The 15,528-nt window shown below is 38.7% G+C and carries 14 protein-coding genes and 1 riboswitch; of the genes, 11 read left to right on the forward strand and 3 right to left on the reverse strand.

The window, feature by feature from the left end:
- Positions 1–2: 2 nt before the first annotated feature.
- The 3 genes from ccoN to BMW64_RS14220 all read right to left on the reverse strand — a co-directional run bounded on the left by ccoN (position 3) and on the right by BMW64_RS14220 (position 4,976).
- A complete protein-coding gene (ccoN, locus tag BMW64_RS14210) occupies positions 3–2,261 on the reverse strand; it encodes a cytochrome-c oxidase, cbb3-type subunit I (RefSeq protein WP_090000617.1) in 2,259 nt (752 codons plus the stop codon).
- Positions 2,262–2,266: 5 nt separating this feature from the next.
- A complete protein-coding gene (gene ccoS / locus BMW64_RS14215) occupies positions 2,267–2,491 on the reverse strand; it encodes a cbb3-type cytochrome oxidase assembly protein CcoS (protein WP_090000618.1) in 225 nt (74 codons plus the stop codon).
- A 109-nt stretch (positions 2,492–2,600) separates the two neighbouring features.
- Positions 2,601–4,976: a heavy metal translocating P-type ATPase gene (locus BMW64_RS14220; protein ID WP_090000726.1), complete on the reverse strand. Its 2,376-nt coding sequence runs from the start codon at positions 4,974–4,976 to the stop codon at positions 2,601–2,603.
- A gap of 89 nt (positions 4,977–5,065) precedes the next feature.
- Here BMW64_RS14220 and BMW64_RS14225 point away from each other — a divergent pair, with 89 nt between their 5' ends.
- The 11 genes from BMW64_RS14225 to thiH all read left to right on the forward strand — a co-directional run bounded on the left by BMW64_RS14225 (position 5,066) and on the right by thiH (position 14,693).
- Entirely contained in the window at positions 5,066–5,779 is a 714-nt protein-coding gene (locus BMW64_RS14225) for a Crp/Fnr family transcriptional regulator (RefSeq protein WP_090000619.1), read from the forward strand.
- A 63-nt stretch (positions 5,780–5,842) separates the two neighbouring features.
- The gene (panB, locus tag BMW64_RS14230) at positions 5,843–6,658 is read left to right on the forward strand and encodes a 3-methyl-2-oxobutanoate hydroxymethyltransferase (RefSeq protein WP_090000620.1); all 816 of its coding nucleotides are present in this window, start codon (positions 5,843–5,845) and stop codon (positions 6,656–6,658) included.
- A 2-nt stretch (positions 6,659–6,660) separates the two neighbouring features.
- The gene (locus BMW64_RS14235; protein ID WP_090000621.1) at positions 6,661–6,987 is read left to right on the forward strand and encodes a hypothetical protein; all 327 of its coding nucleotides are present in this window, start codon (positions 6,661–6,663) and stop codon (positions 6,985–6,987) included.
- Entirely contained in the window at positions 6,987–7,667 is a 681-nt protein-coding gene (locus BMW64_RS14240) for an RluA family pseudouridine synthase (protein ID WP_090000622.1), read from the forward strand. The genes BMW64_RS14235 and BMW64_RS14240 overlap by 1 nt, the downstream gene beginning before the upstream one ends.
- Positions 7,668–8,006: 339 nt before the next feature.
- A riboswitch (TPP riboswitch) is annotated at positions 8,007–8,107 on the forward strand.
- A gap of 57 nt (positions 8,108–8,164) precedes the next feature.
- Positions 8,165–8,371, forward strand: a complete 207-nt coding sequence (thiS, locus tag BMW64_RS14250; RefSeq protein WP_090000624.1) for a sulfur carrier protein ThiS — start codon at positions 8,165–8,167, stop codon at positions 8,369–8,371.
- 23 nt (positions 8,372–8,394) lie between these two features.
- Entirely contained in the window at positions 8,395–10,206 is a 1,812-nt protein-coding gene (gene thiC / locus BMW64_RS14255) for a phosphomethylpyrimidine synthase ThiC (protein WP_090000625.1), read from the forward strand.
- The gene (locus BMW64_RS14260) at positions 10,203–10,787 is read left to right on the forward strand and encodes a thiamine phosphate synthase (protein ID WP_090000626.1); all 585 of its coding nucleotides are present in this window, start codon (positions 10,203–10,205) and stop codon (positions 10,785–10,787) included. Before thiC ends, BMW64_RS14260 begins: the two co-directional genes overlap by 4 nt.
- Positions 10,763–11,506, forward strand: a complete 744-nt coding sequence (locus BMW64_RS14265) for a bifunctional hydroxymethylpyrimidine kinase/phosphomethylpyrimidine kinase (RefSeq protein WP_090000627.1) — start codon at positions 10,763–10,765, stop codon at positions 11,504–11,506. Before BMW64_RS14260 ends, BMW64_RS14265 begins: the two co-directional genes overlap by 25 nt.
- A 102-nt stretch (positions 11,507–11,608) precedes the next feature.
- Positions 11,609–12,238 (forward strand): thiamine phosphate synthase, encoded by a 630-nt coding sequence (thiE, locus tag BMW64_RS14270; protein WP_090000628.1) that lies wholly within the window; start codon positions 11,609–11,611, stop codon positions 12,236–12,238.
- The gene (locus BMW64_RS14275; RefSeq protein ID WP_090000629.1) at positions 12,228–13,007 is read left to right on the forward strand and encodes a thiazole synthase; all 780 of its coding nucleotides are present in this window, start codon (positions 12,228–12,230) and stop codon (positions 13,005–13,007) included. Before thiE ends, BMW64_RS14275 begins: the two co-directional genes overlap by 11 nt.
- A 573-nt stretch (positions 13,008–13,580) precedes the next feature.
- The gene (gene thiH, locus BMW64_RS14280; protein WP_090000630.1) at positions 13,581–14,693 is read left to right on the forward strand and encodes a 2-iminoacetate synthase ThiH; all 1,113 of its coding nucleotides are present in this window, start codon (positions 13,581–13,583) and stop codon (positions 14,691–14,693) included.
- Positions 14,694–15,528 lie beyond the last annotated feature (835 nt).

Below are 15,528 nucleotides of genomic sequence, written 5' to 3' on the forward strand. Positions count from 1 at the left end.
TGTTAGTTATTACTTGCTGTTTTAATTTCAGTTGTTTTGATATCGGTTCCTAATCTCTGAAGATAAGAAATAAGCGCTACGATCTCTTTTTTCTCTAATTCACCTTTAGGTCTTTTTGCATAAGCATCTTTAAGATCTGGTGCTTCTGATAATATATCTCTTACAATCTTTGTTGCCTGATTGTCTGCCCATGAATTTGCAGAGTCAATTTCTGCCTTTGTGTAAGGTACTTCAAACGCACTCTTCATAAGCTTCATTTTGTCAACCATTTTAGATCTGTCCAGATTTGTAGCGATCAGCCATGGGTAACGAGGCATGATTGAGCCGGCAGAGGTAGATCTTGGGTTGTACATGTGCTTGTAATGCCATGAACTTGGATTTTTACCCCCTTCTCTATGCAAATCCGGTCCGGTTCTTTTTGATCCCCAAAGGAAAGGTCTGTCGTATACGAATTCTCCTGCTTTTGAGTATTGCCCGTTTTTACCGTTAAATCTTACAATCTCATCTCTGAATGGTCTTACCATCTGTGAGTGACATGCATTACATCCTTCTCTGATATAAATATCTCTACCTTCTAATTCAAGCGGAGAATAAGGTTTCACTGCTGAAATAGTTGGTACGCTTTTCTTAAGGGAAAGGGTAGGAATAATTTCTACCATACTACCTATCGATACCGTAAGTAAAGATAGAATCCCTAGTAATAGAGGTGTTCTTTCTAACCAAAGGTGAGTTCCTTCTCCTTCTTTACGCTTTTTACTAATGTTTGCTAAAGCCGGAGCTTCTGCAGGTACATCCTTCTGGAATGATCCTTTTCTTACTGTAGCAATAAGGTTAACTACCATTAAGATTGCCCCGGAAAGGTATAAAAGGCCTCCTACAAATCTCATTTTAAAGTAAGGAATAATTGCTGTTACTGTATCCAGCCAGTTTTTCCAAACTAATGTTCCGTCCGGGTTGAACTGTTTCCACATTAATCCTTGCGTGAAACCTGAGATGTACATTGGCACCGCATAGAAAATGATTCCTAATGTTCCTAGCCAGAAATGCCAGTTAGCCAATTTTACGGAATATAATTTAGTTCTCCACAAGATCGGAATCAGATAGTAAATAACACCGAATGCCATGAAACCGTTCCAGCCTAAAGCACCTAAGTGTACGTGACCGATTACCCAGTCTGTGAAGTGACCAATTTTGTTGATGTTTTTTGTCGCTAAAAGCGGACCTTCAAACGTTGCCATACCGTAACAAGTTACTGCCACAACGAAGAATTTCAATATAGGATTTTCTCTTACCTTATCCCAGGCTCCTCTTAATGTCAGAAGTCCGTTCAGCATCCCTCCCCAAGACGGAGCGATAAGCATGATAGAGAAACCAGTTCCCACTGCCTGAGCCCAAGCTGGTAACGCTGTATACTGAAGGTGGTGAGGCCCAGCCCAGATATAAACGAAAATTAATGACCAGAAGTGAATAATCGACAGTTTATATGAGAAAACTGGTCTGTCCGCAGCTTTTGGTAAGAAATAATACATCAAACCAAGAACCGGAGTTGTCAGTACAAACGCAACTGCATTATGACCATACCACCACTGTACGATAGCATCTTTTACCCCCGCATATGCTGAATACGATTTCCAGCCTGTGAAAGATAAAGGAACCTCAAGGTTATTGAAAATATGAAGCATAGCCACTGCAATCCATGTTCCGATGTAGAACCAGATAGCTACGTATAAGTGTCTTACTCTTCTTTTAGCAATCGTTAAGAACATATTAGCCCCGAAAATTACCCATGAAATAGTAATTAAAATATCGATTGGCCATTCGTGCTCTGCGTATTCTTTTGAAGTATTAATTCCCATGAAGAACGTAATGTAGGTCACTACGATCATGATCTGCCATGTCCAGAAATGGATCCAAGACAGGGTATCACTGTACATTCTTGTTTTCAGAAGTCGCTGTAAAGAGTAATAAACTCCTACATACACAACATTCATAACGAATGCAAAAATCACAGTAGAGGTGTGCAACATTCTGATTCTTCCGAATCCAAACGCACCATGTGTGTTTATTAAGCCCTGTATACTACCACCCATACTGTTGATGGTTGTATCATCTGTTCCAAATAAAAATTCCGGAAGCTCAGGGTAGAAAAGCATTAATGCAGCCGTAAGCCCAAACAGAAACCCTATGATCCCGAAAACTACGGTCGCATAAAGGAATGCCCGGACAATACTGTTGTCATAACTAAACTTTTGTGTTTCCATATCAACTATTCACTTTTTTCTTCAATTTTTCTTATTTCTCCCTTTTCATCATCGTTTTCTTTGTTGCCAGTATCTTCTTTTTCCTTGATTTCATCAGAGTCAAAGAGAATTCTTACAGCAGGAGATTCGTCGTCCTCAAACTGTCCTTTTCTGGCGTACACTATAAACACGACCAGGAAAACTGCAGCCAAAGAAACGCTGCAAAGGATCATTAAATATAGAATATCCATTAGACAACAAAATTAACCTATTTTCGGGGTTCAAATTTAGTGAAAAATAATGACATTCGTCACGAAATATGGGTTTCAGCTAATTTAAAATCAGTCTAAATAAGGGCGTTTAAGCGTGGTTTTTAAAATATTTCCTTCCCAAAATCCAAGTCGAAAGTGTTGTGAATGAAACGACCGTAATCGAACTTGCCGGCATGATCAGAGCAGCAAAAAGAGGATGCATATGTCCTGTAACTGCGTAACTTAAACCTACAACATTATAAAGGAAACTGATTACGAATGTTATTTTCACAATCGTCATTGAACCTTTGCAGACATTCAGGTATTTATCCAGGTGTACCACTTTTTCACCATTCATGATGACATCGGATGAAGGGGTAAAACTGTTGGTATCATCGGCGATGGCGATTCCTACATTACTTTGCTTGAGGGCTCCGGCATCGTTCAGTCCGTCTCCAAGCATGGCTACTTTAAAGTTTTGATCCTGAAGGTTTTTGATGTAATTCAGCTTGTCTTCCGGACTTTGATTGAAGGCCATTCCTTTGTATGCGGGAATTAGTTCCTTAAGTTGACTTTCTTCTGAAGAATTGTCGCCACTTAAAATGAAAACATTATATCCCGTAAGTTTTTTAAATAAATTTTTAAGATTTTCGCGGTATTCATTTTTAAAAATAAACTTGCCTAAAAATTTTTCATTTTTGCTGATATAAACAGCGGTCTCAAGATTCTTTGATTCCTGGTTGTTGTAACTTGCAGATCCTATTCTGTAAAGATTTCCTCTGATGTTCGCCTCATAGCCTTTTCCTGAAATTTCCTTAAAATTCTCAACCGGAAAATATTCGTCTTTAATATCAAGAAATTCATATAAAGACTTGGAAAGCGGGTGATTAGAATTTTTTAATAAAGTTTTGATATTCAGTAAGTCAAATTTACTGATTTCAGATCCTTCGTACTTTATGTTAGATTTTTTTCTATGCGTAATCGTTCCTGTTTTATCAAAAACAATGGTATCCAGTTTAGATATTTTCTCAATTGTTAAAGTATCTTTTACATAAAATTTATTTCGGCCCAAAATCCTCATAATGTGACCGAAAGTGAAAGGTGCTGACAGTGCAAGTGCACATGGACAAGCAATAATTAAGATAGCAGAAATGACCTGGAACATTTTATCCAGATCAATAAAATACCAGTAAATACCTGAGATTAAAGCAATGCCTAAAATGATGAAAGTGAAATATTTACTGACGTTGTTTGTTAAGGTGTCAAGTCCGGTTTCATGTTTCTTAAATGCTTCCTTGTTCCAAAGCTGTGTAAGATAACTTTGGTCAACATTTTTGATCACTTCCAGCTCAAGAGAAGACCCGATCTGTTTTCCTCCTGCAAAGATTTTATCGCCGGGTTGCTTGCTGATGGTGGCGCTTTCACCAGTGATAAAACTGTTATCTATATTTCCTTCCCCATTAATCAAAATAGCATCAACCGGAATAATTTCCTGGTTTCTTACCAAAATACGATCGCCTATTTTAATTTCAGAAAGGAGGATGTTATCCTGTTTTCCTTCAAAATCAACCTTTGTCACGGCTATCGGGTAGAAAGACTTGTAATCTCTGTCGTAAGAAAGTGCATTATACGTCCTTTTCTGGAAAATTTTACCCAAAAGCATGAAGAACAGGAGTCCGCATAAGGTGTCGAAATATCCCGGCCCGTAATCGGTGGCTACCTCGTAAAGACTACGTCCGAAAAGAACAATGATTCCTAAAACGATAGGAACATCAATATTTACGATCTTATTTTTTAAACCATACCAGGCCGATTTGTAATAATCCGAAGCAGAATATACGACCACCGGAATTGCCAGCAGGCACATTAAAGCCCGGAAAAGACCTTTATAATGCTCCATCCAGTAATCTTCCCCGCCGATATACTCGGGAAAAGCCAGGAACATACCGTTTCCGAAAGCGAAAGCTGCGATCGCAAATTTCACCAATAAGGATTTATCTAAATGTTCAACGTTTTTATCCGCTGTTTCAAGACTGATTACCGGTTTGTAACCTAAATTGGTAAGGAAATTGGCTAATTCACTTAATTTTAAATCATTATGATTAAATGAGATCTGCAATGTCTTTCTGGTAAAGTTTACTTGGGAATAATTAATATTTTTATTTAAAGTATGCAGGCTTTCCAACAGCCAGATGCATGAAGAGCAATGAATTACCGGAATTTTGAAAGTCACCAGACTGGTATTTCCTTCAGAAAAATCTGTTACTTTTTCAAAAATTTCAGGAGTGTCCAGGTAATCGAATTGTGATGAGCTTTCATCAGGGCGTATTCCGGCCCGTTTATTAAGTTCATAAAAGTTACTTAAATTATTGGTGTTCAGTATTTCATAAACCGATTTACAACCGTTGCAACAGAAAGTCTTCTCATCAAATAAAATTCTTTCCTTTTCGATACCTTGACCACAATGAAAACAGTTCTCGCTCACCTCCATAAATTATTGAACTACAAAATTATAACAAATTTTTTTGTTTATCGAGTTAAAAAGTTCTATTTTTGTGATAAATGTCATATAAAATGTCGCAGGAACAACAGATTGCAATCGAAGAGAGGTTCGCCAGAGTTTTTAATGATAAATCATTTAAAGAAAGACTTTCGAGTGCTGATTTTGAAAAATATATCAATGCTAAAAAGAAACTGAGTTTTCAGAAGCATGATACGATTTTTGAGGACGGTGAAAGTCCGAAAGGAGTATTTGTCCTGGAAAAAGGAGCGGCGAAATTATCAAAATCCGGAGCGTTCGGCAAAGACCAGATCCTGAGATTTATCAAAGAAGGGGATATTATTGGTTACCGATCTTTGCTGTGCGGGGAAAATTTCCAGGCAAAAGCGGAAGCCATGACAGACATTGAAGCTACTTTTCTGCCGGCGGATGTTTTCATGTATCTTCTGGAAGTGGATCCTCAGCTTTCTTTCATCATGCTTCAGAAAATTGCATATGAATTGGGAGAATCTTCCAACACCATCACTTTCCTGGCACAAAAAACAGTGAGAGAAAGACTTGCAGAAATTTTGCTGCTTTTGGAACAGAAATTAGGGGTAGATCCGGAAGGATTCATAAAAATCTCTTTGACGAGAGAAGAAATCGCCAACATCATCGGGACGGCTACGGAAAGCGCCATTCGTCTCATTTCCGAATTCAAGGGAGATAATCTCATTGAAGTAGACGGAAGAAATATCAAGATTCTCAACCATGACAAATTAATGAAACTAGGTCACGTAGTTTTATAAAAATCATACAAACTTCAAGTCGGCTCAGCGCCGACTTTTTAACGTTTAAAAAATAGATACATTATGTCTGTTCATTCTGAAATAAAAAAAGTTACCACTGAAACCTTGCGCAAAATGAAATTTGACAAGGAAAAAATAACGATGCTTACGGCATACGATTATACCACTGCGAAAATGGTGGATGCAGGAGGAATTGATGCGGTTTTGATCGGTGATTCTGCGGCTAACGTAATGGCGGGTTTTGAAACGACGCTCCCAATTACTTTAGACCAGATGATCTACCATTCTCAAAGTGTAGTCAGAGGAACCGACAGAGCTTTGGTTGTAGCCGATTTACCTTTCGGGACCTACCAGAGTAACCCGGAAAAAGCTTTGGAATCAGCGGTAAGAATGATGAAAGAAGGAGGTGCTCATGCTGTAAAGATTGAGGGCGGAAAGGAAATTTCAAAATCGATTAAAAAAATCATCAATGCCGGAATTCCTGTAATGGGACATTTAGGTTTAACACCTCAGTCAATTTACAAATTCGGAACCTATAAAGTAAGAGCAAAGGAAGAAGCCGAAGCCGAAAAATTAATTGCTGATGCGCAATTGTTGGAAGAATTGGGGTGTTTTGCAGTAGTTTTAGAAAAAATTCCGGCAGGTTTGGCTAAAAAAGTGACAGAATCTATCTCAATACCAACAATAGGAATCGGAGCCGGAGCACATTGTGACGGACAGGTTCTCGTGTATCATGACATGGTCGGAATGAACAAAGGGTTCAGCCCAAAATTTTTAAGGAGATATCTTGATCTTTATACAGAAATCACCGGTGCTGTGGCACAGTATGTAAAAGATGTAAAGAGTCAGGATTTTCCTAACGAAAGTGAAAGTTACTAAATATGGGGAATCAACAATCTACTCAGGGGATTTTATCTATTGCTGCCTTGATTTGCCTCGTGGCAGGATGGTTTAATCTTTTCTCACCTGAAATCAATACTTTATTATCAAGAAGAATTTTCTATATTTTGATTGGAGCCAGCTTTTTTCTTCAGGCACCTTTCTTAAAGAATAAAAATTTCACTTATGCTATGTATGCTGCGGCGGTAATCTGTGTACTTGGTGGATTACTTATACCAATAGGCTCCCGATTGGAAACGCTGAAAACTGTCGGACTGCTGGGAGGAATTATTCTTTCATTTACCAACAGACCTACTTTTCGTCAATAATTATGGAAGAACAGATTGTTTACGAAGACAACCATCTTCTGGTAATTAATAAGAAAGTCGGTCAGCTGGTTCAGGGTGATAAAACCGGCGACGAATCTTTATTAGATGCTATTAAAAACTTTATAAAAAAACGGGACAATAAACCTGGAAATGTTTTCCTCGGCCTGGTTCACCGTATCGACAGACCAACTTCGGGTCTGGTGATTTATGCTAAAACATCCAAAGCGTTGACCCGTTTGACGCAGATGGTTAAAAACCGTGAGATTAAGAAAACATATTGGGCCGTTGTGGTAAAAGAAATGATTCCTGAAACCCAAAGGCTGATTCATTATTTAAAAAAAAACGAAAAAAATAATAAAGCCATCGTTTTCCCAAAAGCGACTGAAGGTGCCAAAGAAGCCATTCTCACATATCATGTGATTAAAACATTAGACAATTATCTGTTGCTGGAAATTGATTTGGAAACGGGAAGGCACCACCAGATCAGGGCTCAATTATCGAAAATAGGGGTTCCGATTAAAGGAGATTTAAAATACGGATCTCCACGCTCGAATCCGGACGGAGGAATTAATCTTCACGCCAGAAAACTGGAATTTATTCATCCGGTTACCAAAGAAAATATTAAGATAACAGCTCGTGTTCCGCAGAATGATGCGGTTTGGAGGGCTTGTGAAGAGTAACTTAATAATAGAAGGAAAGTTAGAAGATGGAAGCTGGAGATTATTCAGTTTCCATTTTTTATTTTTTAAGAGCTTTTCCCCGCTTTCCATTACAATTCCTCATTACGCGGCTTCACTTCGTTCCGCCGCTCCATTGCGGGATTTTCATTGCAATCGGGGCTAGGGTGGCAGTCATTTATTTGGATATTGACAAAATATCCTTTGTTTTTCGAGAAAAAGCTTAAATAAATAAACTTTGCGTATAAACAAATAAATAGTATTTTCAAACTCCCATCCTCCATCCTCCCGCTTCCATCTTTCTCAAAAATTTTGTCCATTCCAAAAAAATCTCTACCTTCGTCTCAACTTTAGGGGTGTCTGTTGACAAAACAGGCTGAGATTTTACCCTTTGAACCTGATTTCTAGATCATACTAGCGTAGGGAAAAGTGAAATGACTTTGCGGTACATTCTATTGTACCATCATGGGCATTCCTAAAGTAAATGTAAAAATTTAGGAATGGAACTCACAATCAACCACACATTAAGAACGTTCGAGATACTTCCGGAAACACTGGAGGCATTATTGGCTATGGAAATTCCTCAAAAGCGAAAGGGTATTGCCGTAGCACTCAATAACCGTATTATTCCGCAGGCATTCTGGGCGGAAACATTCCTCAACAATAAAGATTCAATTTTAATCATCACTGCCACTCAGGGCGGTTAATTCCACATAAAAACAAATATTATATGGCTCATAACATCACCCGTTCGCCGTTTCCGAACTCAAAGAAAATCTACGTTGAAGGAAAAATTTATCCCATTCAGGTAGCAATGCGCGAAATAGAACTCAGTCCCACGAAACTTTCCAATGGAACTCTGGAACATAATCCACCAGTTACCGTTTACGATACCTCAGGTCCTTATACCGACGAAAATTCTGAAATTAATATCGAAAAAGGTCTTCCGAGAATCCGGGAACAATGGATCTTAGACAGAAATGATGTAGAAATTCTTGACGGAATCACATCAGAATATGGAAAAGCTCGTCTTTCCGATTCAAAGCTTGATGAATTGCGATTTTCTTACAACCACAAACCAAAAGTTGCCAAAGAAGGGAAGGAAGTTACCCAGTTATACTACGCAAAACAGGGCATCATCACTCCTGAAATGGAATATATTGCCATCAGGGAAAACCAAAGAATCGAGCAGCTGGATTCCGTTTCCAAAGAAATGGCCTTTCAGCATGAAGGAAATAGTTTTGGCGCAAAAACTCCAAAAAATAAAATCACTCCCGAATTCGTAAGAGACGAAATTGCAGCCGGAAGAGCAATCATTCCCAACAATATTAACCATCCGGAAAGTGAGCCGATGATCATCGGAAGAAATTTCTTAGTTAAAATCAATGCCAACATCGGAAACAGTGCCGTATCATCCAGCATCGAAGAAGAAGTGGAAAAAGCAGTATGGGCCTGCCGTTGGGGAGCAGATACGATCATGGACTTATCCACCGGGAAAAATATCCATGAAACCAGAGAGTGGATTATCAGAAACAGCCCGGTTCCGATTGGTACGGTTCCGATTTATCAGGCACTGGAAAAAGTAAAAGGTATTGCTGAAGATTTAACATGGGAAATTTTTAAAGATACCTTGATTGAACAGGCCGAGCAGGGCGTGTCCTACTTCACGATTCACGCCGGCGTCTTGTTGAGATATATTCATCTAACGGCAAAAAGGGTAACAGGAATTGTTTCCAGAGGCGGTTCAATTATGGCCAAATGGTGTCTCTTTCATCACAAAGAAAACTTCCTCTACACGCATTTTGAAGAAATCTGCGAGATCATGAAAAAATATGATGTTGCTTTTTCCCTGGGGGATGGCCTTCGTCCGGGTTCGATTGCTGATGCCAATGATGAAGCACAGTTTGCAGAGCTTGAAACATTGGGAGAATTAACGAAAATTGCCTGGAAGCATAATGTTCAGGTAATGATCGAAGGTCCGGGCCACGTTCCGATGCACATGATCAAGGAAAATATGGACAAGCAATTGGAAGTATGCCAAGAAGCACCGTTTTATACATTAGGACCATTAACGACAGATATTGCGCCCGGTTACGACCATATCACTTCCGGGATCGGAGCGGCAATGATCGGCTGGTTTGGTTGTGCGATGTTGTGTTATGTGACACCAAAAGAACATTTGGGACTACCAAATAAAGATGATGTAAAAGTTGGAGTGATCACTTACAAATTAGCAGCTCATGCTGCAGATCTGGCGAAAGGACATCCCGGAGCGCAATATAGAGATAATGCATTGAGCAAGGCAAGATTTGAATTCCGTTGGGAAGATCAGTTCAATCTTTCTCTGGACCCGGAAACCGCAAGATCTTACCATGATGAAACGCTTCCTGCCGACGGAGCAAAAGTTGCGCACTTCTGTTCGATGTGCGGGCCGAAATTCTGTTCCATGAAAATTACCCAGGAAATCAGGGAGTCTGCAGAAAAGGGAATGCTCGACAAATCCCAGGAATTTATTGAAAAAGGAAAGGAAATTTATATATGATCATCGTTATCACGCCCGAAGAATGCTTTCAAAAAGAAACCGAAATCATTAATGAATTGTTTCGAGAAGGACTGGATTTACTTCATATCAGAAAACCGTTTATCAGTAGGCCAGAAATGGAAGAATTTATCCAAAAAATAGATCCGCAGTTTCATCATCAGTTGGTACTGCACAGTCATTATGATCTGGCGAAAGATTTTGATATTTCAAGATTTCATTTCAGGGAAACTGACAGGCAAAATGGATTGTTTAAACCTTTTACAGATAAACTTATTTCAACTTCGGTTCATGATATCGAAACTTTTAATAAGTTAAGTGAAGAATGGAAGTATGCTTTTATCAGTCCGGTTTTTCCGAGTATTTCTAAAAAAGGATATGGGAAGGAATCAACGGTTTTAAATGATATTAAAAATAGGAATAACCCGAGAGTAAAGCTGATTGCACTGGGAGGAATTAATGAAAATAATATTCATAAAGTTTTCAACAGTGAAGCTGACGGAGTAGCTTTATTAGGCGCGATTTGGGAAAGTGAAGAACCAATTAAAGTTTTCAGAAAATGCAGACAGAACGTCCTTTCGTGATGAGTGTCGCAGGCTATGACCCAAGCGGAGGAGCAGGCCTGCTGGCAGATATTAAAACATTTGAACAGCTGAAAGTTCAGGGATTGGGAGTTTGTACGGCAATGACCATACAGACAGAATCTCAATGTCTTAGTCTTGAATGGCAGTCTCTGGAAACAGTTCTTTCGTCAATTGATATTTTGATGAAAAGCTATCCGGTGAAAGTGGTGAAAATCGGCGTGGTAAAGGATGCTGATTTTTTAAGCGAAATAATCTCAACCATTAAGGCGAATCATCCGGAGGCAAAAATGATCTGGGATCCGGTTTTAAAAAGCACGTCCGAATTTTCCTTTTTTGACCTGAACTCCATTACCCAACTGAAAAATGTGATCCGGCAAATTGATTTACTCACACCAAATTACAATGAATATAAAGTTTTGCAGGAAAATCATGTTTTTGAAGTTGGGGATGGTTCATGTTCAGCTTTAATTAAAGGAGGTCACCGGGAAAACATGCTGGGAATTGATATTTTACGGGAAAATGGGAAAGAAATTTCAATCGAACCCAATGATAATGCTTCAGTTTTTTACCCGAAACACGGTTCAGGTTGTGTACTTTCTTCAGCTATTGCAGGTCATTTAGCAAAAGGAGAAAATGTAGAACAAGCCTGCCGAAAAGGGAAATTATATATCGAAAAATTTTTAACAAGCAATCCAACTTTATTAGGATTTCATTCTTAAATATGTCAAACCTCTATCATTTGCTGAATGAAATGCCTTTGCGAACTTAGAAGCGCTTAGTAAAAAATCTTAGCGCTCTTCGCGTTAAATCAAAATAAGAAAATGGAAAAATTACAATACATCTCTCAAGGCCTCACCATAGAAGATCAGGAACTCAATATCCGGAAAGCTCTTGACAATGGCATACAATGGATACAGGTCCGCTGGAAAAATGCTCCCGAAAACAAATTCATCCAGCTTTGTGAAACTTCAAAAGAACTTTGCTCAAAATATCAGGCCGCTTGTATCATTAACGATCACGTTCATATTGCAAAAGAAATTGATGCAGATGGAGTTCATGTTGGCTTACAGGATATGTCAATAGACGCTGCAAGATTTATTTTGGGAGAAGAAAAGATCATCGGCGGAACCGCTAATACCTTTCAGGATGTACTTCAGAGAATGGCAGAGTCTTGTGATTATATCGGTCTGGGTCCTTTACGGTTTACTCAAACTAAAGAAAAGCTAAGTCCTGTGTTAGGATTTAAAGGCTATCAGAAAATTATACAGGAATTACAGGCAAAATCATTAGAAACCCCTAAAATATTCGCTATTGGAGGCGTTGTTCTGAATGATATAGAACTATTACAGCAGATCGGAATTTACGGCGTGGCCGTTTCAGGACAAATTACCGACAAGCCTTGCATCATCAGTGATTTTAAAACAGCATTACAATATACATATGAACAATAATCAACAATTAATAATAGCAGACCGTACTTTTGAATCAAGATTGTTTCTGGGTACAGGAAAGTTCGGAGACCTTTCACAAATGACAGATTCCATCATTGCTTCAGGAAGTGAAATGGTGACCATGGCCCTGAAAAGGATTGACACCCACTCTTCAGAAGATGATTTATTAAATGCCCTGAGACCGGCAAACGTTCATCTTTTACCCAATACTTCAGGAGCCAGAACGGCAAAAGAAGCGGTATTAGCAGCGCAATTGGCCAGAGAAGCCCTGGAAACCAACTGGGTCAAACTGGAAATTCATCCCGATCCTAAATATTTGCTGCCCGATCCCATCGAAACCCTTTATGCTACGGAAGAGCTGGCAAAACTGGGATTTGTGGTGATGCCATACATTCATGCCGATCCGGTATTATGCAAACGTTTGGAAAATGCAGGAACAGCGGTGGTGATGCCACTAGGCGCACCGATCGGAACCAATAAGGGACTGAAGACTTTAGATTTTTTAGAAATCATCATCAGCCAGTCTAATGTTCCTGTGGTGGTAGATGCCGGAATCGGAGCACCTTCCGATGCGGCAAAAGCCATGGAGATGGGAGCAGATGCCGTATTGGTAAACACTGCGATTGCCGTAGCCAGAAACCCTGTGAATATGGCACTGGCCTTTAAAGAAGGCGTAATTGCCGGACGAAGAGCATTTGAATCAGGCCTCGGGGCTATAGCTCAACACGCAGAAGCCTCAAGCCCACTGACTTCTTTTTTGTTCGATTAACAAAAATTCTGCAGTAACATTAACGAGTCCCGAAGGGACGACCTAATACAGGATAGGATGAAGTCCTATCAATATAAGAATAGAAATATAAAGAAGTGATTGCGCAACACGCAGAAGCCTCAAGCCCGCTGACTGCTTTTTTGTTCGATTAACGAAAATCCTACAGTAACATTGAAGAGTCCCGAAGGGACGACCTAATACAGGATAGGATGAAGTCCTGTCAATATAAGAATAGAAATATAAAAAAGCGATTGCGCAACACGCAGAAGCCTTAAGCCCGTTGACTTCTTTTTTGTTCGATTAATTGAAGCCTTGCTGTAAAATTAAAGAGTCCCGAAGGGACGACCTAACAAAGGATAGGATGCAGTCCTATCCTGAAGAGACGGTTTAATAAGGATTGGCTTCTATCAATTTCACAAGAATTATTTATTAAGAAAATTCTGCAGTAACATTGAAGAGTCCCGAAGGGACGACCTAATACAGGATAGGATACAGTCCTATCAGAAGAAACACCCTAATAAAGGATAGGATGAAATCCTATCAACATATACACATAGGTTTAAATTAAATTGTATGAAGAGTTTTAAAGACCTTTTTGAACAACAGCAATGGGATAATATAAAAACAAGACTAGACAACGTCACCTTGTCCGATGTTGAAAGAAGTCTTTGTAAAAAGAACAAGACCATAGAAGATTTTCTGAACTTTCTTTCGCCTGTTGCTGCTCAAAATTTAGAGGTAATGGCAAAAATGACCCAGCAGCTTACCCAAAAGCGGTTCGGGAAAACGATCCAGTTGTATGCACCGCTCTATCTCAGCAATGAATGCCAAAATATCTGTACATATTGCGGATTTAGTTTAGATAATTCCATTAAAAGGAAAACACTGACCGATACTGAATTAATGATCGAGGCTTCAGTATTAAAATCAATGGGAGTAAATCATGTTTTGCTGGTGAGTGGAGAAGCGAATAAAACTGTGGGAATTGATTATTTTCTGAATGCTGTAAAACTATTAAAACCGCATTTCGCCAATATTTCCATAGAGGTTCAGCCTTTGTCGGAAGAAGAATACCAGTTGCTTCAACAGGAAGGTGTACATGCCGTATTAGTATATCAGGAAACCTACCATCAGGAAGTGTATAAAGAATATCATCCGAAAGGAAAAAAATCCAACTTTGGGTTTCGGCTAGAAACTCCCGACAGAATTGGGAATGCGGGAATCCATAAAATAGGGCTTGGTGTTTTACTGGGGCTGGAAGATTGGCGGGTTGACAGTTTCTTTAATGCGCTTCATATCGATTATCTTCAAAAGCAATATTGGAAAAGCAGGTTTTCCGTTTCATTTCCCAGGCTGCGTCCTGCTGAAGGAATTATAGAACCAAATTTCATTATGGAAGATAAAGATTTGTTACAATTAATCTGTGCTTACCGAATCTGGAATGAAGATCTGGAAATTTCAATTTCAACAAGAGAAAATGAAAAATTCAGGAATAATATCATTTCCTTGGGAGCAACCGCGATGAGTGCTGCTTCCAAAACCAATCCCGGTGGCTATGCGGTAGATAAAGAATCCCTGGAACAGTTTGAAACCAGCGACGAAAGAAGCATGGATGAAATCAAGAACATCATTAAAAAAGCCGGCTATGATCCTGTAATGAAAGATTGGGATGCTATTTATAGTTGAATTAAAAATTAAAAAGAATTTCAACCATTAAGATTTTATTTCAAGACTTAATCATTTAAGTCAGCAAAGAAAAATTAACAAGTTAATTTGATGAAGCTGTATTTTCAAGCTTCACGAAGCAAATTTTATTTGCCTTTGCTTCTAAAAGTAATATGTAAAGTTGAATTAAAACTTTGTGTTCCTTTAGTTTATAATTAAACGAAACAGGTTAAATTAAATACACATGATAAAAGAATATCCATTGCTATCATTTGCTGAGTGTTAACGCCTTAGCGACCGAAAAATATACGTAATCATTAAACTAAAAGCTTGCGACCCTTGCGTTAAAAACCAAAACAAAACTAATCAAATGAAAAAAAGAAGTAACATTTAGCTCCGTGTTCTCTTAGTGTTCAAAAGAATATCCATTGCTATCATTCGCTGAGTTTTAACGCCTTAGCGACCGGAAATAGAAATGATCATTTAAACTAAAAGCTTGCGACCCTTGCGTTAAAAACCAAAACAAAACTAATCAAATGAAAAAAAGAAGCAACATTTAGCTCCGTGTTCTCTTAGTGTTCAAAAGAATATCCATTGCTATCATTCGCTGAGTGTTAACGCCTTAGCGACCGGAAATAGAAATGATCATTTAAACTAAAACCTAGCGACCCTTGCGTTAAAAACCAAAACCAAACTAATCAAATGAAAAAAAGAAGCAACATTTAGCTCCGTGTTCTCTTAGTGTTCAAAAGAATATCCATTGCTATCATTCGCTGAGTGTTAACGCCTTAGCGACCGGAAATAGAAATGATCATTTAAACTAAAAGCTTGCGACCCTTGCGTTAAAAACCAAAAC

This window comes from Chryseobacterium taichungense (genome assembly GCF_900109935.1).
GTDB lineage: Bacteria > Bacteroidota > Bacteroidia > Flavobacteriales > Weeksellaceae > Chryseobacterium > Chryseobacterium taichungense.

Bases quoted from the DNA above. Each gene is read 5' to 3' on its own strand.
- thiS (WP_090000624.1), top strand. From the start codon at position 8,165: ATGGAACTCACAATCAACCACACATTAAGAACGTTCGAGATACTTCCG.
- panB (WP_090000620.1), top strand. From the start codon at position 5,843: ATGTCTGTTCATTCTGAAATAAAAAAAGTTACCACTGAAACCTTGCGC.
- BMW64_RS14260 (WP_090000626.1), top strand. From the start codon at position 10,203: ATGATCATCGTTATCACGCCCGAAGAATGCTTTCAAAAAGAAACCGAA.
- thiH (WP_090000630.1), top strand. From the start codon at position 13,581: ATGAAGAGTTTTAAAGACCTTTTTGAACAACAGCAATGGGATAATATA.
- ccoN (WP_090000617.1), bottom strand. From the start codon at position 2,261: ATGGAAACACAAAAGTTTAGTTATGACAACAGTATTGTCCGGGCATTC.
- BMW64_RS14235 (WP_090000621.1), top strand. From the start codon at position 6,661: ATGGGGAATCAACAATCTACTCAGGGGATTTTATCTATTGCTGCCTTG.
- BMW64_RS14275 (WP_090000629.1), top strand. From the start codon at position 12,228: ATGAACAATAATCAACAATTAATAATAGCAGACCGTACTTTTGAATCA.
- BMW64_RS14265 (WP_090000627.1), top strand. From the start codon at position 10,763: ATGCAGACAGAACGTCCTTTCGTGATGAGTGTCGCAGGCTATGACCCA.
- ccoS (WP_090000618.1), bottom strand. From the start codon at position 2,491: ATGGATATTCTATATTTAATGATCCTTTGCAGCGTTTCTTTGGCTGCA.
- thiC (WP_090000625.1), top strand. From the start codon at position 8,395: ATGGCTCATAACATCACCCGTTCGCCGTTTCCGAACTCAAAGAAAATC.
- BMW64_RS14225 (WP_090000619.1), top strand. From the start codon at position 5,066: ATGTCGCAGGAACAACAGATTGCAATCGAAGAGAGGTTCGCCAGAGTT.
- thiE (WP_090000628.1), top strand. From the start codon at position 11,609: ATGGAAAAATTACAATACATCTCTCAAGGCCTCACCATAGAAGATCAG.